The organism is Micromonospora sp. NPDC005203, assembly GCF_042872705.1.
Taxonomy (GTDB): Bacteria; Actinomycetota; Actinomycetes; order Mycobacteriales; family Micromonosporaceae; genus Micromonospora.
The window spans coordinates 22,271-41,316 of the sequence record NZ_JBIAKV010000017.1 but is presented as its reverse complement, the minus strand read 5'-3'; the positions used below and the strand labels follow the sequence as shown (position 1 = coordinate 41,316).

Sequence of the window (19,046 nt, the reverse complement as noted above, 5' to 3'; positions counted from 1 at the left end):
TTCGCCGTTGTTACCACCAGGTCAGGCTGCCTGCAGCCCCTCCGCCCGGGCCAGCTCACGCAGCCGGCCGAGCGCCTGGATCTCCAACTGCCGGATCCGCTCGCGGGACAGCGAGAACCGGGACGCGACCTCGGTGAGCGAGTGCTCCCGGCCGTCCTCCAGCCCGTAGCGGGCCCGCATGATGCCGGCGGACCGGTCGTCGAGGTGGTTGAGCAGCCCCTCGATGCGCTGCCGCTCCAGGCCGCTGAGGACGATGTCCTCCGGCGACGGCGCGTCGCTGTCGGCGACCAGGTCGCCGAGGCTGGTGTCGCCGTCGTCGCCGACCGGGGTGTCCAGCGAGACGGTGTCCTGCGACCAGCGGCGCAGCTCGTTGACCCGCTCGACGGTGACGCCGAGGGAGGCGGCGATCTGCTCCGGCTCCGGGTCGGAGCCCAGCTCACGGGTCAACTGCCGGGCCACGTTGCGCATCCGGTTGACGTCCTCCACGAGGTGCACCGGCAGCCGGACGGTGCGCTCCTGCTGAGCGATCGCCCGGCTGATCGCCTGACGGATCCACCAGGTGGCGTAGGTGGAGAACTTGTAGCCACGCTCGTAGTCGAACTTCTCGACCGCCCGGACCAGGCCGGTGTTGCCCTCCTGGATCAGGTCCAGCATGGGCATGCCCGACCGCACGTAGCGGCGGGCGATCGACACGACCAGTCGGAGGTTGGCGCGGATGAAGAGATCCTTCGCCCGCTCCCCCTCGACGACCAGCCACTCCAGGTCGGCCCGGTCCACACCGGCGGGGACGGCTTCCTCACCGAGCAGGTGCTCGGCGTAGAGGCCGGCCTCGATCGCCTTGGACAGGTCGACCTCCCGGGCGGCGTCCAGCAGTGGCGTCCGGGAGATCTCGTGCAGGTAGACGCCGACCAGGTCGCGCTCCTCGGCCACCTGATCGGTGCGCATGCCGATGTTCTTGTCCACGTTGCCCACGGTCCCCTCGCTCGCGCCGGTTGCCCGGTTCCTAGCCATTCCCCACGTCCGTCAACCCCTGGTAACTTCTGCTGTGCCCATCGGTGCTGACACCTACACAACAGATGAGATGTGCCGGGGATTCCGTGTGGTGAGTCGAAAGTGTCACGAATGCCTGAGTAGTAGCTGAGAGCACGGTCCACGTTTGCTGTCAGCATCCCGTCGGATGGCTCGCCGCTGGGCACCACGCACGGGTTACGCACCATGGCAACACCGCCCGCCGTGGGGGCACAGCGACCCGGGTCACCACCACGCTGCGATCCTGGTCACTGCCAGATACGCGTCGAAGGACCGGTCGGTTCACCTCGGGGTGTTATTACCCCCCGGCCAAGTGAACAATCCGAAGCCCCGTTCGCTTCCCGGGCGCGTGCGGCTACGGGGCGAGCAGTGCGAGGGCCCCGCGTACCTGGTCGGCGGAGCGGGCCAGCGCGGCCCGGGCGGCGTCCACCTCTGCACCGGAGACCAGGGAGACCAGCGCCGTCTTCAGGTCACCGTCGGCATCGGCGAGCGCCTGCCGGCAAACCTCCTCCGAGCAGCCGGTGGCTTCGACCAGAATCGAGATCATTCGGCCGCGGAGCTTCGCGTTGGTGGCCACCATATCGATCATGAGGTTCGAGTAGACCCGGCCCAGGCGCACCATGACGGCGGTCGAGAACGTGTTGAGCACCAACTTCTGCGCCGTGCCCGCCTTCATCCGGGTCGACCCGGTGACCACCTCGGGTCCGGTGTCCACCCCGATGAACACGTCCACCGACCGGCCGGCCTCCGCCTCCGGATTGGCGCAGAGCAACACCGTCGAGGCGCCCTTGGCACGGGCCGCGGCGAGCGCCCCGAGCACGTACGGGGTGCGTCCGCTCGCCGCCAGACCCACCACCAGGTCACCGGTGCGTACACAACTGGCCGCCTCGACCGCGCCGCCCCGGTCGTCGTCCTCGGCGTCCTCCACGGCCCGCCACATGGCGTCCGGACCGCCGGCGAGGTGGGCGCAGAACCAGTGCCGGGGCGAGTTGAAGGTGGGGGCCAGCTCGGCCGCGTCGAGGACGCCGAGCCGACCGGAGGTGCCGGCGCCGAAGTAGTGCACCCGGTGGCCGCCGCGTAGCGCCTCGACCGCCAGGTCGACGGTGATGGCGATCTCGTCGAGCACCCCGGCGACCGCGGCCGGCACCCGCCGGTCCGCCTCGTTGATCACGGTGAGCACGTCCCGGGTCGACATCAGGTCGAGGTCGACGCTCAGCGGGTTACGCCGTTCGGTGGGTGCGCCCACCCGGACCGTCGGGCGGGCGGGTGGTGCGGGCAGGTCTGCGTCCGGTTGCACCGCACCGGCCGTCACGGCCGCCTCCGGTTGGCACCCACCCGGTGCGACTGGACCGCCTCGGCGGTCGACTCCAGTGCCTTGCGGGCCCGAGCCCGGTTGCGGGCGGCCACCCCGACGAAGAGGCAGTCGACGACGGTGAGCTGGGCAAGCCGGCTGGCCGTCGCGCCGGAGCGGTAGGTGGTCTCCCGGGCCGCAGTGGTCAACACGAAGTCCGCCACGTCGGTGATCGGCGAGCGCGGGAAGTTGGTGAGCGCCACGGTGACGGCATCTCGCGTACGGGCCTGCTCCAGCACCTCGATCACGTCGGAGGTCGTGCCGCTGTGCGAGATGCCGATCGCCACGTCACCCCGACCGAGGAGCGCGGCCGAGGTCAGCGCGGTGTGCACGTCGGGGAAGTAGAAGGAGATCCGGCCGATGCGGTGCAGCTTCTGCTGGAAGTCCGACGCGACGAACCCGCTGGCACCGGCGCCGTAGATGTCGATCCGACCGGCGCTGTTGATCGCCTCGACCACCTGCTCACAGACGGCGGGGTCGAGTTGCTCGGCAGTCTCCTCGACCGCACGGGCGTCGTTGAACGCGATGGTGGCGATGATCTGGGCGAGGTCGGCGCCGGGCGGGATGTCGCCGCCCACCACCCGGGCGTCCGGTGGCTCGATCCGGCGGGCGGCCTCGGCGGCGAGCCGGATCCGCAGCTGGGGGTAACCATCCATGCCGACCGATCGGCAGAACCGGATGACTGTCGCCTCCGAGGTCTCCGCCGCGGTGGCGAGGTCGGTGATGGTCCGCCGGGCCGCGGCGGCCGGGTCGGAGACGACAAGTCGGGCCACCCGCTGCTCGGCGGGCGACAGCGACGGCAGCAGCCCGCTGATGTGGACGATCAGCCCACCGGGCTCCTGACTCGCAGAAATCTTCGGACTCTTCGCCACGGATGAAACTTACTTTCACCTGGCGTAGGCGTCAACCATGACTGGCCGTTACGACGGAAACGGCCGACGGCTAAATCACCGGTCCCGCACAGCCTGCCACTCCCGCAGCACCGCCGCCTCATCCGCCGGGTCCAGTCCCCCCTGCCGGACGGCCGCGGGGTCCGCTGTCATCCAGGCCGCGGTCGCCCGAACAGTGTCCGACAGTGGACGGACCGCCAGCCCGGCAGCCAGCGCCGGTCGGGTGTCCCGGTCCATCAGACCACCAAACTCCGGCAGCCGCGCCCAGAGCGGCAGAGCCCGCTCCCCCGACCACTCCCGGACGTCGTGGGCCAGCAGGAACTCCTGGTCCACCCAGGTGAGGACCGGATCGGCGACACCCAGCCCGGCGGCCACCCCGTGCAGCAGGTCGGCGCGGGACATCGCCGGCCCGGCACCGTCGTACGTGCCGGCGAGACCGGTGTCGGCGGCGTGCAGCAGCCAGCCCGCCAGATCGGCGACGTCCACGAACTGCACCCGGTCGGTCGGCCGACCGGGCGCGAGCACCTCTCCACCGGCCGACAGCCGCCGCACCCAGTACGGGAAGCGGTCGCTCGGGTCCTCCGCGCCGACGATCAGCCCCGCCCGGCAGATGAACGAGCAGTCCACACCCACCCGCTCCCGGACCAGCCGCTCGATGCTCACCTTGGACTCGCCGTACCAGCGGTGGTCCGGACCGACCGGGCCGTCAACCTCGGGTGGGGCCGGTGCCAGCACTGGCGCGTCCAACGCGGTCTGACCCGGGATGGTGTTGTCCGCGTACACCGAGATCGTCGACACGAAGGACCAGTGGCCGACCCGATCGGCAAGCGCGGCCAGCGCGTACCGGGCGTGACTGATCTGGCGGGTCACGTCGACCACGGCGTCGAAACCCGCGTCGGCGAGCGGTGCCAGCGCCTCGGGGTCGTCCCGGTCCACGGGCACGAAACGGACCCCGGCCGGTACGGCGCCAGACACGCCCCGGGCCGCACAGGTCACCTCGTGCCCCCGCTCGACGGCGAGCCGGGCCGTAGCCCGACCGAGGAATCGAGTGCCACCGAGAATGAGGATCCGCATCCGCCGATGATGCGCCCCATGCACCGAACAACCCCACTAATCTGCCCACCGCAGAACGGATCATGAGGTTGTGGCCACACCTCGGCGTGTCGCAGCAACAACCTCTTGATCGACGAGGGCGGGGGCGGGCGGGGCGGGGCCGGGGGGTACTAGCGTGGGTTCTATGGCGGGGCGGAGCGTTTTGGTTACTGGGGGGTTCGGGGGGCTTGGCGGGGCCGTGGTGGCCTCGTTCGTCGAGGCGGGTTGGCGGGTGGTCGTACCGGAGCGGACCGCCCGGCCCGGCCCGGGCCCGGCAGCGGACCAACTGGTCCGGCTGGTCGCGGACCTGAGCGAACCGGAGGGGGCCGCGCGGGCGGTCGAGGCCGCTGCCGACGCGCCGGCCGCGCCGCTGCGGGCGGTGGTCAACCTGGCCGGCGGCTACGCCAGCGGCGGACTGGTGCACGAGACCCCGATCGCGGACTTCGAGCGGATGCTCACCGTCAACCTGCGGCCCACCTACCTGGTCACCCAAGCCGCATTGCCGCACCTGGTGGCGGCCGGCGGCGGCGCGGTGGTCTGCGTCGCCGCCCGCGCGGCGCTCACCCCGTTCCCGGGTGCCGCCGGTTACGTGACGGCCAAGGCGGCGGTGCTCGCCCTCGCCAACGCGGTCGCGGTGGAGTACCGGTCCCGCAACGTGCGCTGCAACACCGTGCTGCCAAGCGTCATCGACACCCCGGCGAACCGGGCCGCCCAGCCGGACGCCGACCACTCCCGCTGGGTGGCCCCGGCCGAGATCGCGTCGGTGATCCGGTTCCTCGCGTCGGCCGACTCCGCACCCACCAGCGGAGCGACAGTGCCGGTCTACGGGCGGGCCTGAGCCACCAACGCGTCGCCGTCGTCCTCCGTCGTCCCGGAGGACGCCGGCAGCCAGGTCCCCAGGTGCGCCTGGATCTGCTCGGTCACCTCCTCGGCCGGCCGGCCCGCGTCCACCAGGACGAAGCTCGGGTACTCGGGCAGGGTTCGGTAGGCGGTGTCCGCCGCGGTCAGCCAGCCCATCGTCTCGTGGTCGGTGCCGCGCTCCTCGATGCGCCGGTACGCCTCCGCCGGGTCGACCGCGAGCAGAAAGGTCACCTGCGGGGTCGGGAACAGTCGGTAGCCGGCGCGGGCCAGCCGCTCCCAGCGGTGCCCACCATGCGCGCGGATGCTCGCGTACTGGCAGGCCGAGTAGCGGTCCATCACCGCCGTCCGGCCGGTGAGCAGGCAGGTGACCAGGGCTACGGCGATGGCGAGCCAGCGCAGCACGGACTCCACCGCCAGCACGCCGTCGCGCCCGACGAGCCGCTGGGCGTCCGGCCGTCCGAGCCGGTGGGCGAGCCGGCCGAGCCAACGGCGTCCGCTGGCGTTGCGTCGGTAGGTGGCGGGGCGCCCGGCGGCCGTCAGTGCGTCGGCCAACCGGTGCGCCTGGGTGGTCTTGCCCGAGCCGTCGATGCCGATCAGGGCGACGGTGCGCAACCGGGCCCCGCCGCGTCGCATCCCCGATGATCTGGCCACCCTCCACAGATTATCCGACCCGCGCATCGACTCCGCGAGGTTTGTGATGTTTCATCCCTGTTGCCGCCCGACCGCGTCTCATGGAGGTGTGGCCGACCGGAATGCCGGGTACGGGAGTCTGAAACCCAAACCGCCGGTACACCAAGACGACGGGAGATCCAGATGGCTGAGCGCGGAGACGAGAGTCTGGTGCACACCCTCAAGAAGGTCGCCGCCGTGCTCAAGCAGTCCGAGATCCCGTTCGCCCTGGGCGGCAGCTTCGCCGTCTACGCCCACGGGGGCCACTCCAGTGAGCACGACGTCGACTTCCTGATCCGGGAGGCCGACGTGGAACAGGCCCTGGAGGCCCTGGTGGCCACCGGCTTCGTCGCTCAGCGACCACCGGAGGACTGGCTGGTCAAGGTCTTCGACGACGGCCGGATGGTGGACCTCATCCACCGGCCGATCGAGACGCCGGTGACCGAGGAGACGTTCGCCGACACGGTCATCCGGCCGGTGGACGCGATCCAGATGCCGGTGCTGTCCGCCACCCAGCTGATGGTGCACAAACTGCTCAGCTTCTCCCAGCACTACTGCGACTTCGCCCGCGGCCTGCCACTGGCCCGGTCATTGCGGGAGCAGATCGACTGGGATCGGGTACGCAAGGAGACGCAGCACTCGCCGTACGCGGAGGCGTTCCTGGTGCTGCTGGACCGGCTGGAGGTGGTGCCGGCGGTCGGCACCCAGCCAGGAGAGGGGACATCGTGACCCATCATCGCGACATCGGCGCCGGGCCACCACCCGACGAGTACGTCGAGGCGGAGATCCAGCGGCTACTCGCCGAGGACCCCGCCGTCGCCGAACAGGGGATCACCGTGGTCCGACGGGAACGCGCCCTCGTCCTCTACGGCGAGGTGGAGAGTCCGCACCGGCGGGCGGAGATCCTGCGCCGGGTGTCCGAACGCTTTCCTGACGTACCGATCGCCAGCGACATCGGGGTGATCCGCGCCCAGGCGCCCACGGAGATCGAGCAACTGCCCTGAGGGAGGGTTCCATGGTGATCCGGATCGCCGCGGTGGGTGACGTGCATCTGGACGAGGACGTGGTCGGACGGTTCCGACCGGCGTTGGAAGAGCTGCCGGAGTGCGCCGACGTGCTGCTGCTGGCCGGGGACCTGACCCGGCACGGCACCGAGGCCGAGGCGCGCTGCGTGGCGGAGGAGTTCGGTGGGTTGGCCGTGCCGGTGGTGACCGTGCTGGGCAACCACGACCACCAGTGTGACCAGGTACCCCAGGTGGTCAAGGTGCTCGAGGACGCGGGCATCACCGTGCTGGAGGGCAACGGCGTGGTGTTGGACTGCGCCGGCGGACGGCTCGGCATCGCCGGGGTCAAGGGCTTCGGCGGCGGGTTCGCCGGGCGGTGCGCGAGTGACTTCGGCGAGCCGGAGATGAAGTCCTTCGTGCGGACCACCACCGACAGCGCGGACCGCCTCGGCGCCGCGCTGCGCTCGCTGGACTGCGACATGCTCGTCGCGCTCACCCACTACGCACCGGTGCCGGACACGCTCGTCGGCGAACCGCTGGAGATCTACCCGTTCCTCGGGTCGTACCAGCTGGGTCAGGCGATCGACTCGGCACCTACGGCGCTGGCCCTGCACGGGCACGCGCACGCCGGCACCGAGCGCGGCACGACCCCCGGTGGGGTACGCGTACGCAACGTCGCGCATCCGGTGATCAAGCAGGCGTACAGCGTGTTCCACGTGGGCGATCAACTTGACACCGACCAGGTTTCCACGATCAGTCAGTCGGGTATTCAGAGGTCATGGAGCTGATTCTTTGGATTCTCGCAGTCGTACTCGTGGTCGCCGGCATCCTCGCGCTGTTCCGCCGGCAGATCCTGTGGGGCATCGTCCTCATCGTTGTCGGGCTGTTGGTCGGCCCGGGTGGTGTCAGCATCTTCAATTAGCGTTCGCACGCCGTCATAACCGGGACCCGTCGGGGTCGCCGCGACCGGAGCTCCGTCCTCCCGACAGGAGCACCGGCCGGGGCGATCCCGGCGCTTTTTTGTGGGCGATCGTGCCGCCGTCGGCGGTTTGAGCGGACGCCGCTGGGAAATTATCTCGACCATGGAGATAACCCAGAGCGCATCGAGGACCTCCGGACGGCGACCGTGGTGGGCCCTGGTGGGGTTCGTCGCGGCCGTGTTCGTCGCGGCCGCGATCGGCGGGCTGGGGGTGCAGGGCACCACCGACGAGTACGCGAGCCTGCGGCAGCCCGACTGGGCGCCGCCCTCCTGGCTGTTCGGCCCGGTCTGGTCGCTGCTCTACGCGCTGATCGCCGTGGCCGGCTGGCTGGTGTGGCGCCGGGTTGGCTTCTCCACCGCCCTCTGGGCGTGGACCGCGCAACTGGTGCTCAACGCCATCTGGACCCCGCTGTTCTTCGGCGCGGGACAGTACGGGCTGGCGTTCGCCGAGATCGTGGTGATGTGGCTGGCGATCGGGCTCACCGTGGTGCTGTTCGCCCGGGTGTCCCGGCTGGCGGCCGCGCTGCTGCTGCCCTACTGGGCCTGGGTCACCTTCGCCGCCGCGTTGAACCTGTCGATCTGGCAGCTCAACAACTGACCCCACCGGTCCCCGGCGGCTCCCGCCGGGGACCGTGGCCGTTCCCGGGTCAGCAGCGGGGCACGCCGGGGATGTAACCGTCCGAGCCGGTGTAGACGTACGCGTCGGCGATGTACCTACCGGAGCCGATGCGGTCCCAGATCGAGCTGGTGCCGTACGTGCCGGTGACCGTCGTGCCGCTGGTCTGGCAGGCGATGGTCACCCGGGCGCCGTCGGCGACGGTGCCCACCGAGGCGTACCCGGTGCCAGGGCCGGAGCGGACGGTCAGCGGGGTGCCGCTGGTGTCGACCGTGCCGTTGCCACTGCCCGAGGAGCACCCGTTGTCGCTGGTGTAGGTCTTGGTGCCCCAGTAGAGGCCGAGGCCGCCGTTGAAGCGGACCTGGATGTCGCTGCCGTTGAGGCGCTGCTCGTAGTGCAGGTGGGGGCCGGTCGAGCCGCCGGTGCTGCCGACCCAACCGAGCACCTTGCCGTAGGCGACGGTCTGCCCGACGGAGACGTTGAAGCCGGTGAGGTGGGCGTAGTAGGTGCTGTAACCGCCACCGTGGTTGATCCGGACATATTTGCCGTAGCTGGTGCCGCCGAGGTCGGTCACCCGGTCGACGGTGCCCGGGGCGCTGGCCACCACCGGGTCGCCACTGTCGTTGGTGCGGTTGAAGTCGACGGCGTACGCCGGACTGTGATCCGACCTGGTCTGGCCGGACCAGGACTGACCGCACGGGAAAGGCACCTTGAAGGTTGGCGCGGCCAGCGCCGGGCTCGCCGGCACCAGTGCTCCCCCGACGAGCAGACCCGTCACCAGCAGGCTCATCCACCGCTTGCGCATGCAGCTCCTCCTATGTCGAAAACCTTCGATCCAGTGCGCCCAGCCTGACAGATATCGTCAATCTTCGAAAGAGTCCAGGATTCGGGATGGCAGCGCGCCCACCAGGCAGCCCGCAGGTTTCCGGATTGTTACTCGCTCGTGTCTGACAGGGGGTGGACCGGAGCGAATGCAAGCGCTTACATGTGTGCACGCCCAATCGGACCGGCGACGGGTCACCAGCACGACCGCGCCGGCTAGGAAGGAGGACGGCATGGCGGTCTTTACCAGACCACGCCAGGCCTTCGTGATCGCCGGCGTACTCGGGCTGGCGCTCAGCGCCACCGCCTGCGGTACCGGCGACGACAAGAAGAGCAACAACGCGGGCTCCGCGGAGTGCGCCGCATACGACAAGTACGAGGGCCACGACGGCAAGAAGGTCTCGATCTACGCGTCCATCCGTGACGCCGAGGCCGACCTGCTGGAGCGCTCGTGGTCGGACTTCACCAAGTGCACCGGCATTGAGATCGACTACGAGGGCAGCGGCGAGTTCGAGGCGCAGCTCCCCGTCCGGGTCGACGGCGGCAACGCCCCCGACATCGCCTTCGTGCCCCAGCCGGGCCTGGTGAAGCGCTTCGCGGACGCCGGCAAGCTGAAGAACCTGAGCGCCGACACCAAGGCCCTCGCCGAGCAGAACATGCCGGCCGACTGGCTGAAGTACGGCACCGTCAACGGGACGCTCTACGGCGTGCCGCTCGGCGCCAACGTGAAGTCCTTCGTCTGGTACTCGCCGAAGACGTTCAAGGACAAAGGCTGGGAGGTCCCGACCACCTGGGACCAGCTCATCACCCTGAGCGACAAGATCGCCGCCAGCGGCATGAAGCCGTGGTGCGCAGGCGTCGAGTCCGGTGACGCCACCGGCTGGCCGGCCACCGACTGGATCGAGGACGTGCTGCTGCGGACGGGCGGCCCCGAGGTCTACGACCAGTGGACCACCCACGCCATCCCGTTCAACGACCCGAAGGTCGTCGACGCGGTTGACCGCGCCGGCAGCATCCTCAAGAACGACAAGTACATGAACGGCGGCTTCGGCGGCGTCAAGAGCATCACCACCACCGCCTTCCAGGAGGCGGGCCTGCCGGTGACCACCGGCAAGTGCGCGATGCACCGACAGGCGTCGTTCTACGCCAACCAGTTCCCCGAGGGCACCAAGGTGGCCGAGGACGGCGACGCGTTCGCCTTCTACCTCCCGGCCATCGACCCGGCCAAGGGCAAGCCGGTGCTGGGCGCGGGCGAGTTCGTCGTCGGCTACGCCGACCGTCCCGAGGTCCAGGCGGTGCAGACCTACCTGGTCTCCGCCGAGTACGTGAACAGCCGCGCGAAGCTCGGCAACTGGGTCACGGCGAACAACAAGCTGGACATCGCCAACGTGGCCAGCCCGATCGACAAGCTCTCCGTCCAGATCCTCCAGGACAAGACGGGCACCTTCCGCTTCGACGGATCCGACCTGATGCCGGCCGCCGTCGGCGCGGGGACGTTCTGGAAGGGCATGGTCGAGTGGCTGAACGGCAAGCCGACCGCCCCGGTGCTCCAGGGCATCGAGAGCAGCTGGCCTAAGTGATCCCGGCGGTGGCCCGGTCCGCGCTCGCGGGCCGGGCCACCGGCCCAGGTGGACCCGGAAGGGAGGGTTGATGAAGTTCGACTTCGCCGATCAGCAGCCGAAGTTCCTCATGCTGATGTACGGGCTGGTCGCCTTCGTGGTGGTCGTTGGTGGTCTGCTCCTGCTGCTCGACGTGGTGCCGGCCTGGTTCGCCCGTCGGCGGGAGGCCCAGCTCGTCGCCGCCTCCGTGGGCGGGGGTCCGCTGCCTCGCCGACGCAAGCAGCGGGAGGGGCTCTTCGCGTTCTTCTTCCTGCTGCCGACGCTGCTGCTGCTCGTCATCGGCCTGGTCGTGCCGGCCATTCGCACCACGCTGCTCTCCCTGATGGACGGAGGCAGCACCAACTGGGTGGGTCTGCGCAACTACGGCTGGATGTTCTCCGACGACTCGATCGTCCGAGTCCTGATCAACACCCTGGTCTGGGTGCTCCTGGTCCCGTTGGTGGCGACCGGGTTCGGCCTGCTCTACGCCGTACTCGTGGACAAGGCCCGGTTCGAGGCGGTGGCCAAGTCACTGATCTTCCTGCCGATGGCCATCTCCTTCGTGGGCGCCAGCATCATCTGGAAGTTCGTCTACGCCTACCGGGGTGACGGTGACCAGATCGGTCTGCTCAACCAGATCGTGGTCAGCCTCGGCGGTGAGCCGAAGCAGTGGTTGCTGGAATCACCACTGAACACGCTGTTGCTGATCGTCATCATGGTCTGGATCCAGGCCGGTTTCGCCATGGTGGTGCTCTCCGCCGCGATCAAGGCCATCCCCGGCGACATCGTGGAAGCCGCCCGGCTCGACGGCGTCAGCCCGTGGCAGATGTTCTGGCAGATCACCATGCCGAGCATCCGGCCGGCGCTGATCGTCGTGGTCGTCACGCTCACGATCGCCACGCTCAAGGTCTTCGACATCGTCCGGACCTCGACAAACGGCAACTACGACACCAGCGTGATCGCCAGCGAGATGTACAACCAGGCGTTCCGGTACGGCCAGAACGGGCAGGGCTCGGCGCTCGCCGTCTTCCTCTTCATCCTGGTCATCCCGGTCGTGATCTACCAGATCCGCAACCTCCGTCAGCAGCGGGAGGGCTGAGATGACCACCGCAACGCCCACCGTCGCCGCCGGCGCCCAGAAGACCGACGGCACCCCGACCACCGCCGCCGGACGGGTCCGCAAGCGGTTGAACAGCCGCACCGCGACCCTCGTCTCGGTCATCATCGCGGTGGTCTGGACCATCCCGACCTTCGGCCTGCTCGTCTCCTCCCTCCGACCGGAGGACGAGATCAAGACCACCGGCTGGTGGACGGCCTTCACCAACCCGCAGTTCACGTTCGAGAACTATCAGCAGGTCCTGTTCGGGCGGTCGTCGTCCTCCGGACAGCTCGCCGGTTCCTTCATCAACTCGCTGGCGATCACCATCCCGTCGGTGCTCTTCCCCCTCGCCTTCGCGTGCCTGGCCGCGTACGCGCTGGCCTGGATCAACTTCCGCGGCCGGGACTGGGTCTACATCGCGATCTTCGCGTTGCAGATCGTGCCGTTGCAGATGGCCCTGGTGCCACTGCTGAAGTTCTTCTCCACCGGCGTCACCCTCGGTGGCGTCACCCTGATGCCGGCCTGGGACCTGGTCGACGAACAGAAGTTCGCCCAGGTGTGGTTCGCCCACACCTGCTTCGCGCTCCCGTTCGCCGTCTTCCTGCTGCACAACTTCATCTCGCAGCTGCCCGGAGACCTGATGGAGGCGGCCCGGGTCGACGGGGCCACCCACCCGAAGATCTTCCGCAGCATCGTGCTGCCGTTGATCACCCCGGCGCTGGCGGCGTTCGGCATCTTCCAGTTCCTCTGGGTCTGGAACGACCTACTGGTCGCGCTGATCTTCGCCGGTGGCGGCAACGAGACCGCCCCGCTCACCGTCCGCCTCGCCGAGATGGCCGGGACCCGGGGCAACGAGTGGCAGCGGCTCACCGCCGGCGCGTTCGTCTCCATCGTCGTACCGCTCATTGTCTTCCTGTCCCTGCAGCGCTTCTTCGTGCGAGGTCTGCTCGCCGGCAGCGTCAAGGGCTGACCCGCTTGCCCGCCGCCGCCTGACCCCTCGGGCGGCGGCGGGCGCATCGGGCACCGAGCGGGGGAACCGTGACGAGGATCGATGATGTGGCCCGGCTGGCCGGTGTGTCCACGGCCACCGTCTCGCGGGCCCTGCGCGGGCTACCGACGGTCTCCGCCGCCACCCGCCACCGGGTGCTCGCCGCCGCCGAGCAACTCGACTACGCGGTCTCACCGAGCGCGTCCCGGCTCGCCGGTGGCCGGACCGGCACGGTCGCGGTGGTGGTCCCCCGAATCACCCGCTGGTTCTTCAGCACCGTCGTCGAGGCGGTCGAGGAGTACCTCCACCAGTCCGGCTACGACCTGCTGCTCTACAACCTGGGCGGGCGGGAGCAGGTCCGCCAGCGGGTCCTGCGCACGGCCAACCTGCACAAGCGGGTGGACGCCATCATGCTCGTCGCCACGCCACTGCGGCCGGCCGACCTGACCGCGCTGGCCACTCTGGAACTGCCCGGGGTCACCATCAGTTCGGGCAGCCGGGTGCCCAACTGGCCCTGCGTACGGATCGACGACGTCGCGGCCGCGCGGGCCGCGACCCGGCACCTGATCGACCTCGGCCATCACCGGATCGCGCACATCTCCGGCGACCCGGACGACGAGTTGGCCTTCACCACCCACCTCGACCGACGCCGTGGCTACCGGGCGGCGCTGCGCTCCGCCGGCCTGCGGCCCGACCCGAGCCTGGACGTCGAGTCCACCTTCACCATCGACGGCGGCAACCGGGCCACCGCCGAGTTGCTGGCCAGTGGCGAACCGCCGACCGCGATCGTCGCGGCCTGCGACGAGATGGCGATGGGCGCGATGACCGCGGTGCGCGACGCCGGTCTGCGGGTGCCGCAGGACGTCAGCGTGATCGGCATCGACGATCACGACCTGGCCGGTGTGCTGGGACTCAGCACCATCGCCCAGCCCGCCGCCGAACAGGGACGGCTCGCCGCCAAAATGCTGCTCGACCCGCTCGGGGCGCGCCCTCCGGGCGCCATCGTGAGTCAACGGAACGCCGGCCGCGACACGCCGGTGATCCTGCCCACTCGGTTGGTCGTCCGGGACTCGACCGCACCACCCCGGGCACACTGAAATCCACACACCGCGACACGGGAGAAGACCCTGAACACCGATCCGACGCAGCAGAACTCCTCCGGTCACCCGGTCACCGGCTGGTGGACCGAGGCGACCATCTACCAGATCTACCCCCGCTCGTTCGCCGACTCGGACGGCGACGGGATCGGCGACCTGCCCGGCATCACCGCCCGCCTCGACCACCTGGTCGAGCTGGGCGTGGACGCGGTGTGGCTCTCCCCCTTCTACCCGTCGCCGCAGGCCGACGCCGGCTACGACGTGGCCGACTACCGCGACATCGACCCGCTGTTCGGCACCCTCGCCGACGCGGACACGCTGATCGCCGAGGCCCGGTCCCGCAGCCTGCGGGTGATCGTCGACCTGGTCCCCAACCACACCTCGTCCGCGCACCGCTGGTTCCAGGCGGCGCTGCCCGCCGCGCCCGGCAGCCCGCAACGGTCCCGGTACATCTTCCGGGACGGCCGCGGACCGGCCGGCGACCAGCCGCCGAACGACTGGCAGAGCGTCTTCGGTGGCCCCGCCTGGACCCGGACGGTGGACGCCGACGGACAGCCCGGCCAGTGGTACCTGCACCTGTTCGACACGGGCCAGCCGGACCTCAACTGGGACAACCCGGAGGTGCACACGGAGTTCCTGGACGTGCTGCGGTTCTGGCTGGACCGCGGCGTGGACGGCTTCCGGGTGGACGTGGCGCACGGCCTGATCAAGCAGGCCGACCTGGCCGACTGGCAGGAGCCCCAGGAAATCCTCTCCGGCAACGAGATCGACAAGCCGCGCCCGCCGATGTGGGACCAGGAGGGCGTGCACGAGATCTACCGGCAGTGGCGCCAGGTTCTGGACAGCTACCCCGGTGAGCGGGTGCTGGTCGCGGAGGCGTGGGTGGAGCCGGCCGAGCGGCTGGCCCGCTACGTCCGCCCGGACGAGATGCACCAGGCGTTCAACTTCGAGTATCTGCTCGCCGCGTGGACCGCACCCGCCCAGTACGCGGTGATCACCCGCTCACTGGAGGCGACCGACTCGGTCGGCGCGCCGACCACCTGGGTGCTGTCCAACCACGACGTGGTGCGGCACGCCTCCCGGCTCGGCCTGCCGATCGGCACCGTACGGCCCAACGGCATCGGCATCGGCGACCCGCAGCCGGACGCCGCGCTCGGCCTGCGCCGGGCCCGGGCGGCCACCCTGCTGATGCTCGCCCTGCCCGGCTCGGCGTACCTGTACCAGGGCGAGGAACTGGGGCTGCCCGAGCACACCACGCTGCCCGACGAGGCCCGGCAGGACCCGACCTGGGCGCGCAGTGGGCACACCCAGCGCGGCCGGGACGGTTGCCGGGTGCCGATCCCGTGGGAGGCCGACGCCCCGTCGTACGGCTTCGGCCCCACCGACGCGAGCTGGCTGCCGCAGCCGCCGCTCTGGGCGGAGTACGCGCTGGACCGCCAGCGCGACGTTCCCGGCTCGACGTACGAGCTGTACCGCACGGCGCTGCGGCTGCGCCGCGAGCACGGGCTGGGTCGCGGCACCCTGGAGTGGGTGTCCTCCGGCGACGAGGCGCTGACCTTCCGCAACGGTGAGCTGACCGTGCTGACCAACTTCGGTGCGGCGTCGTTGCCGGTGCCGGCCGGTGCCGAGGTGCTCGCCGCCAGCGCACCCCTGGACGACAACGGCGCGGTCCCCACGGACGTGACCGTCTGGCTGCGCGGCTGATCTCGCGACGACCGGTCCGTCCCACCGAGCGGTGCTCGCGGGCGGGCCGGTCGGACCGCCCCGCGAGCCCCCACCCCCCCACCCCCACACCCCACCCCCGCACCCCACACCCCCACACCCCGACGCCGATCTTGCAGTTCCTGTCGCCTAAACGCGTGGAAACGCGGCTTATGTCGGGACAGTAAGTGCAAGATCGCGAGGCGAGGCGAGGCGGGGTGGGGTGGGGTGGGGTGGGGTGGGGCGGGGTGGGGTGGGGCGGGGTGGGGTGGGGTTAGAGGCGGTTGGCTCGGGTGTGCAGGAGGTTGTGGACGTTGTCGATGTCCGCTGGCGACGTCCGCGAGGCGAGCCAGTACATGACGCCGGTGGGGATGAAGAAGAGCTGGAACGCGGCCAGCCCGACGGCGAAGTTCAACGGCGGAGGGAAGGCCACCCGCAGCCCCTGGAAGGCCACCCCGACCAACCCGTTGCCGGCCGCGCGACCGACCCCGTTGACCAGGTTGCCCAGGCTGTAGACCGTGCCCCGGTGCTCCGGCGGGTTGACGTCGGCGATCAACGCGAACCAGTTCGGTGAGTTGGCCGAGGTCAACGCGAGCGCCACGATCGCGGTGAGCAGGCTCAGCCCGACCGACGGCTCGGTGAACACACTGGTCAGCACCGCGCCCACGACCGCGCCGCCGCTGGCGCCGTCCGGCACGTCGATGGTCACCGGGACGAAGAACAGCACCAGGTAGAACGGCAGCGCGGCGAGGATGCCGACCGCGGCGACCAACGCCCGACCCCGAGGGGTACGCCGCTGCACCGCGTCGCCGATCAGGCCGCCCACGATGGAGAACACCCCGCCGAGCTGGAACAGCGTGGCGAAGACGCTGCCCACCACCACGGCTGTCGACGTCGAGTAGCCCTGGGCCTCGGCCCGTTCGGCGAAGAGCACCGGCAGCCAGACCAGCGAGCCGAACGCGGCCTGCGCCGTCAGCCCCTGGAGGATCAGCCACCGATTGGTCCGTCGGGCCAGGATGCGCGGCAGGTCGGCGCGACTGATCCGGTAGTCGTACTCGACGCCGGCGTCCAGCCGGTCGGCCAGCTCCGGCTCGCTCTGGCCGCGCCGGACGTCGTACGTGAAGAGGTAGGCCAGGGTGGCGACCAGGCCGACGCCGGTCAGGATCAGGAAGGGTCGTCGCCAGTCGGTTGCCCCGAGCAGGCCGCCGACGAGCGTGCCCGCGAGGGTGCCGATCCCCTGGGAGAGGCCCCAGAAGCTCATCACCAACCCTCGCCGGGACGGTGAGATCAGATCGGTGACCACGGAGAAGCCGACCGAGCCGACCGCGCCGAGGCCGACGGCCGCGACCAGCTGCGCGGCCAGGAAGGTCAGGTACCCACCGGCGAGCGCGCTGCCGCCGGTGCCGGCCGCCCAGAGCAGCGTGCCCACCATGAGCAACCGCTTGCGGTTGGCCCGGTCACCGACGTACGCCCAGCCGACCGCGGCCACCGCGCTGACCAGGAAGCTGACCGCGGTGACCAGACCCAGTAGCCGCCCCGACACGCCGAACGCGTCGGAGATCGGGCCGTAGAGCGGCGGTACCAGCCCGATCGCGACGTTGTCCAGGGAGGCGAGCAGCACGAACACCACGACGCTGTACAACCGGTGGGCCGGGCCGCCGGCCCGAGCGGGCGGGCGTGAGCCGGGCTGTGCCCGCCCCCGGCCGGGTCCGCCACTGGTCACCGTCATGCCGGCAGCCAACCAGACTCGGCGGAGGGGGCCGTCACGCGGGTGGGTGCCGGTCGACTGCCCCGGCACCCACCCCGTCGATCCGGACGGTCAGCGCCGGTCGAGGACCAGTCCGCGAGCCGCCGCGTACTGGTCCCGCACGGCGGGGACCGGCTCGGCCGCGTACTCCTCGGTGCCCTCGACCGCCCACACCGGTGGCGTCGGGCCGCCCAGGGCGACCCAGGCGGCCTGGCGGGCGGCGCCGTCGGCGACGTACTCCCCGGCCGGCGGGACGACGACCGGGCAGCCGAAGACCTGCGGGGCGATCCGACGCACCGCCGCCGACCGGGCTCCGCCGCCGACCAGGATGACCCGGCGGACGGTGGCACCCTGCGCGGTCAACGCGTCCAGGCCGTCGGCGAGCGCGCAGAGCATGCCCTCCACGGCGGCCCGCGCCAGGTGCGCGGGGGTCGACGTGCGCAGGGTCAGCCCGTGCACGGCACCGGTGGCGAGCGGTCGGTTCGGCGTCCGCTCGCCCTCCAGGTAGGGCACCATGACCAGCCCGTCCGCGCCGGCTGGCGCGGAGAGTGCCAGATCGGCCAGCTCGTCCAGGCTGACGCCGAGCATCGCGGCGGCGGCGTCCAGCACCCGGGCCGCGTTGAGCGTGCAGACCAGCGGCAGGAACCGACCGGACGCGTCGGCGAAGCCGGCGACGGCACCGCTCTCGTCGGCGGCCGGCACGTCGGCGACGCTGAACACGGTGCCGGAGGTGCCGATCGAGACGATCACGTCACCGGGGCCGGCACCGACGCCGAACGCGGCGGCGGCGTTGTCCCCGGTGCCCGCGCCGAGCAGCGCGCCGCCCGACCCACCCATTTCGTTGGCCAGCTTGCCGGCCGACTCTGCCGGACCGAGCACCTCGGGCAGCACCAACTGCCGGCCGAAGCCCCGTTCCAACAGGTCCGGTCGGTAGTCGCCGGTCGCCGGCGACCAGTAGCCGGTGCCGCTGGCGTCACCGCGGTCGGTGCGCAGCGCACCCAACCCCGGGGCGCCGGCCAGCCGCCACGTCAGCCAGTCGTGCGGCAGGCAGACGGCCGCCACGCGGGCCGCCGCCTCCGGCTCGTGGGTGGCCAGCCACCGCAGTTTGGTGATGGTGAAGCTGGCCACCGGGACACTGCCGGCGGCTTCGGCCCAGAACCGACGCCCGGCCGCGCCGCCGCCGGCCTCCTCGACGAGGTCGGCGGCGGCGTCGGCGGATCGGGTGTCGTTCCACAACAGTGCCGGGCGGACCACCCGGCCGTCCTCGTCGAGACACACCATGCCGTGCTGCTGGCCGGCGACGGAGATCGCCGCCACGTCGGCCAACCCGCCGGCCTGGTCGACGGCGCTACGCAGCGCCTGCCACCAGGCTTCCGGGTCGACCTCGGTGCCGTCCGGGTGCGGTGCGCGGCCCTGCCGGAGCAGAGCCCCGGTCTCCGCGTCCCGGATGACCACCTTGCAGGACTGGGTGGACGAGTCGACGCCTGCGACCAACGGCATGGC

19 protein-coding genes are annotated in these 19,046 nt (G+C 70.9%); 11 read left to right on the top strand and 8 right to left on the bottom strand.

Going from position 1 to position 19,046, the window contains the following annotated elements; all coding sequences use genetic code 11:
* Positions 1-21 precede the first annotated feature (21 nt).
* From ACFYPM_RS28270 to ACFYPM_RS28255, 4 genes are all read right to left on the bottom strand, one after another.
* Positions 22-1,011: a sigma-70 family RNA polymerase sigma factor gene (locus ACFYPM_RS28270; RefSeq protein ID WP_357254735.1), complete on the bottom strand. Its 990-nt coding sequence runs from the start codon at positions 1,009-1,011 to the stop codon at positions 22-24.
* Positions 1,012-1,384: 373 nt separating this feature from the next.
* Positions 1,385-2,341, bottom strand: coding sequence for an N-acetylmuramic acid 6-phosphate etherase (murQ, locus tag ACFYPM_RS28265; RefSeq protein WP_387203137.1), 957 nt, complete (start codon positions 2,339-2,341; stop codon positions 1,385-1,387).
* Positions 2,338-3,252 carry a MurR/RpiR family transcriptional regulator gene (locus ACFYPM_RS28260; RefSeq protein WP_387203134.1) on the bottom strand — a complete coding sequence of 305 codons (915 nt, stop codon included), beginning with the start codon at positions 3,250-3,252 and terminating at the stop codon, positions 2,338-2,340. The genes murQ and ACFYPM_RS28260 overlap by 4 nt, the downstream gene beginning before the upstream one ends.
* Before the next feature lie 75 nt (positions 3,253-3,327).
* The gene (locus ACFYPM_RS28255) at positions 3,328-4,344 is read right to left on the bottom strand and encodes an NAD-dependent epimerase/dehydratase family protein (RefSeq protein WP_387203131.1); all 1,017 of its coding nucleotides are present in this window, start codon (positions 4,342-4,344) and stop codon (positions 3,328-3,330) included.
* Positions 4,345-4,507: 163 nt separating this feature from the next.
* On the opposite strand from ACFYPM_RS28255, the gene ACFYPM_RS28250 reads away from it, so the two are divergent.
* Positions 4,508-5,200, top strand: coding sequence for an SDR family NAD(P)-dependent oxidoreductase (locus tag ACFYPM_RS28250; RefSeq protein ID WP_387203128.1), 693 nt, complete (start codon positions 4,508-4,510; stop codon positions 5,198-5,200).
* On the opposite strand, the gene ACFYPM_RS28245 is transcribed toward ACFYPM_RS28250, so the two are convergent.
* On the bottom strand, positions 5,185-5,856 hold the full coding sequence (locus ACFYPM_RS28245; RefSeq protein WP_387203377.1) for a thymidylate kinase: 672 nt from the start codon (positions 5,854-5,856) through the stop codon (positions 5,185-5,187). The two genes, ACFYPM_RS28250 and ACFYPM_RS28245, sit on opposite strands and share 16 nt — an antisense overlap.
* A gap of 180 nt (positions 5,857-6,036) precedes the next feature.
* On the opposite strand from ACFYPM_RS28245, the gene ACFYPM_RS28240 reads away from it, so the two are divergent.
* The 5 genes from ACFYPM_RS28240 (at position 6,037) to ACFYPM_RS28220 (ending at position 8,473) form a co-directional block, all read left to right on the top strand.
* Positions 6,037-6,621 carry a nucleotidyltransferase gene (locus tag ACFYPM_RS28240; RefSeq protein WP_357373711.1) on the top strand — a complete coding sequence of 195 codons (585 nt, stop codon included), beginning with the start codon at positions 6,037-6,039 and terminating at the stop codon, positions 6,619-6,621.
* Positions 6,618-6,896: a hypothetical protein gene (locus ACFYPM_RS28235; protein ID WP_357254748.1), complete on the top strand. Its 279-nt coding sequence runs from the start codon at positions 6,618-6,620 to the stop codon at positions 6,894-6,896. Before ACFYPM_RS28240 ends, ACFYPM_RS28235 begins: the two co-directional genes overlap by 4 nt.
* Positions 6,897-6,907: 11 nt before the next feature.
* The gene (locus ACFYPM_RS28230) at positions 6,908-7,684 is read left to right on the top strand and encodes a metallophosphoesterase (RefSeq protein ID WP_357254750.1); all 777 of its coding nucleotides are present in this window, start codon (positions 6,908-6,910) and stop codon (positions 7,682-7,684) included.
* Positions 7,675-7,818: a GPGG-motif small membrane protein gene (locus ACFYPM_RS28225; RefSeq protein ID WP_007464364.1), complete on the top strand. Its 144-nt coding sequence runs from the start codon at positions 7,675-7,677 to the stop codon at positions 7,816-7,818. Before ACFYPM_RS28230 ends, ACFYPM_RS28225 begins: the two co-directional genes overlap by 10 nt.
* A 160-nt stretch (positions 7,819-7,978) precedes the next feature.
* Positions 7,979-8,473 carry a TspO/MBR family protein gene (locus ACFYPM_RS28220; RefSeq protein ID WP_387203122.1) on the top strand — a complete coding sequence of 165 codons (495 nt, stop codon included), beginning with the start codon at positions 7,979-7,981 and terminating at the stop codon, positions 8,471-8,473.
* Positions 8,474-8,522: 49 nt separating this feature from the next.
* Here ACFYPM_RS28220 and ACFYPM_RS28215 read toward each other — a convergent pair whose 3' ends face one another.
* A complete protein-coding gene (locus ACFYPM_RS28215; RefSeq protein ID WP_387203119.1) occupies positions 8,523-9,296 on the bottom strand; it encodes a peptidoglycan DD-metalloendopeptidase family protein in 774 nt (257 codons plus the stop codon).
* Positions 9,297-9,546: 250 nt separating this feature from the next.
* Between ACFYPM_RS28215 and ACFYPM_RS28210 the strand changes: the two genes are divergently transcribed.
* The 5 genes from ACFYPM_RS28210 to ACFYPM_RS28190 all read left to right on the top strand — a co-directional run bounded on the left by ACFYPM_RS28210 (position 9,547) and on the right by ACFYPM_RS28190 (position 15,799).
* Positions 9,547-10,893 (top strand): ABC transporter substrate-binding protein, encoded by a 1,347-nt coding sequence (locus tag ACFYPM_RS28210; RefSeq protein WP_387203116.1) that lies wholly within the window; start codon positions 9,547-9,549, stop codon positions 10,891-10,893.
* Positions 10,894-10,963: 70 nt separating this feature from the next.
* Positions 10,964-12,010: a carbohydrate ABC transporter permease gene (locus ACFYPM_RS28205; protein WP_387203113.1), complete on the top strand. Its 1,047-nt coding sequence runs from the start codon at positions 10,964-10,966 to the stop codon at positions 12,008-12,010.
* A gap of 1 nt (position 12,011) precedes the next feature.
* Positions 12,012-12,980 carry a carbohydrate ABC transporter permease gene (locus ACFYPM_RS28200; RefSeq protein WP_387203110.1) on the top strand — a complete coding sequence of 323 codons (969 nt, stop codon included), beginning with the start codon at positions 12,012-12,014 and terminating at the stop codon, positions 12,978-12,980.
* Positions 12,981-13,048: 68 nt separating this feature from the next.
* Complete coding sequence (locus tag ACFYPM_RS28195; RefSeq protein ID WP_387203107.1) at positions 13,049-14,095, top strand: LacI family DNA-binding transcriptional regulator; 1,047 nt, start codon at positions 13,049-13,051, stop codon at positions 14,093-14,095.
* A 30-nt stretch (positions 14,096-14,125) separates the two neighbouring features.
* On the top strand, positions 14,126-15,799 hold the full coding sequence (locus ACFYPM_RS28190) for a glycoside hydrolase family 13 protein (protein ID WP_387203374.1): 1,674 nt from the start codon (positions 14,126-14,128) through the stop codon (positions 15,797-15,799).
* 271 nt (positions 15,800-16,070) lie between these two features.
* Here the strand turns inward: ACFYPM_RS28190 and ACFYPM_RS28185 are convergent, their stop codons facing one another.
* Positions 16,071-17,525 (bottom strand): MFS transporter, encoded by a 1,455-nt coding sequence (locus ACFYPM_RS28185; protein WP_387203104.1) that lies wholly within the window; start codon positions 17,523-17,525, stop codon positions 16,071-16,073.
* A 90-nt stretch (positions 17,526-17,615) separates the two neighbouring features.
* Positions 17,616-19,043: a xylulokinase gene (gene xylB / locus ACFYPM_RS28180; protein WP_387203101.1), complete on the bottom strand. Its 1,428-nt coding sequence runs from the start codon at positions 19,041-19,043 to the stop codon at positions 17,616-17,618.
* Positions 19,044-19,046 lie beyond the last annotated feature (3 nt).

Coding starts and splice junctions, on each gene's coding strand:
- ACFYPM_RS28270 (WP_357254735.1), bottom strand. CDS start 1,011: ATGGCTAGGAACCGGGCAACCGGCGCGAGCGAGGGGACCGTGGGCAAC.
- ACFYPM_RS28255 (WP_387203131.1), bottom strand. CDS start 4,344: ATGCGGATCCTCATTCTCGGTGGCACTCGATTCCTCGGTCGGGCTACG.
- ACFYPM_RS28250 (WP_387203128.1), top strand. CDS start 4,508: ATGGCGGGGCGGAGCGTTTTGGTTACTGGGGGGTTCGGGGGGCTTGGC.
- ACFYPM_RS28245 (WP_387203377.1), bottom strand. CDS start 5,856: ATGCGACGCGGCGGGGCCCGGTTGCGCACCGTCGCCCTGATCGGCATC.
- ACFYPM_RS28240 (WP_357373711.1), top strand. CDS start 6,037: ATGGCTGAGCGCGGAGACGAGAGTCTGGTGCACACCCTCAAGAAGGTC.
- ACFYPM_RS28230 (WP_357254750.1), top strand. CDS start 6,908: ATGGTGATCCGGATCGCCGCGGTGGGTGACGTGCATCTGGACGAGGAC.
- ACFYPM_RS28225 (WP_007464364.1), top strand. CDS start 7,675: ATGGAGCTGATTCTTTGGATTCTCGCAGTCGTACTCGTGGTCGCCGGC.
- ACFYPM_RS28220 (WP_387203122.1), top strand. CDS start 7,979: ATGGAGATAACCCAGAGCGCATCGAGGACCTCCGGACGGCGACCGTGG.
- ACFYPM_RS28215 (WP_387203119.1), bottom strand. CDS start 9,296: ATGCGCAAGCGGTGGATGAGCCTGCTGGTGACGGGTCTGCTCGTCGGG.
- ACFYPM_RS28210 (WP_387203116.1), top strand. CDS start 9,547: ATGGCGGTCTTTACCAGACCACGCCAGGCCTTCGTGATCGCCGGCGTA.
- ACFYPM_RS28205 (WP_387203113.1), top strand. CDS start 10,964: ATGAAGTTCGACTTCGCCGATCAGCAGCCGAAGTTCCTCATGCTGATG.
- ACFYPM_RS28200 (WP_387203110.1), top strand. CDS start 12,012: ATGACCACCGCAACGCCCACCGTCGCCGCCGGCGCCCAGAAGACCGAC.
- ACFYPM_RS28185 (WP_387203104.1), bottom strand. CDS start 17,525: ATGACGGTGACCAGTGGCGGACCCGGCCGGGGGCGGGCACAGCCCGGC.
- xylB (WP_387203101.1), bottom strand. CDS start 19,043: ATGCCGTTGGTCGCAGGCGTCGACTCGTCCACCCAGTCCTGCAAGGTG.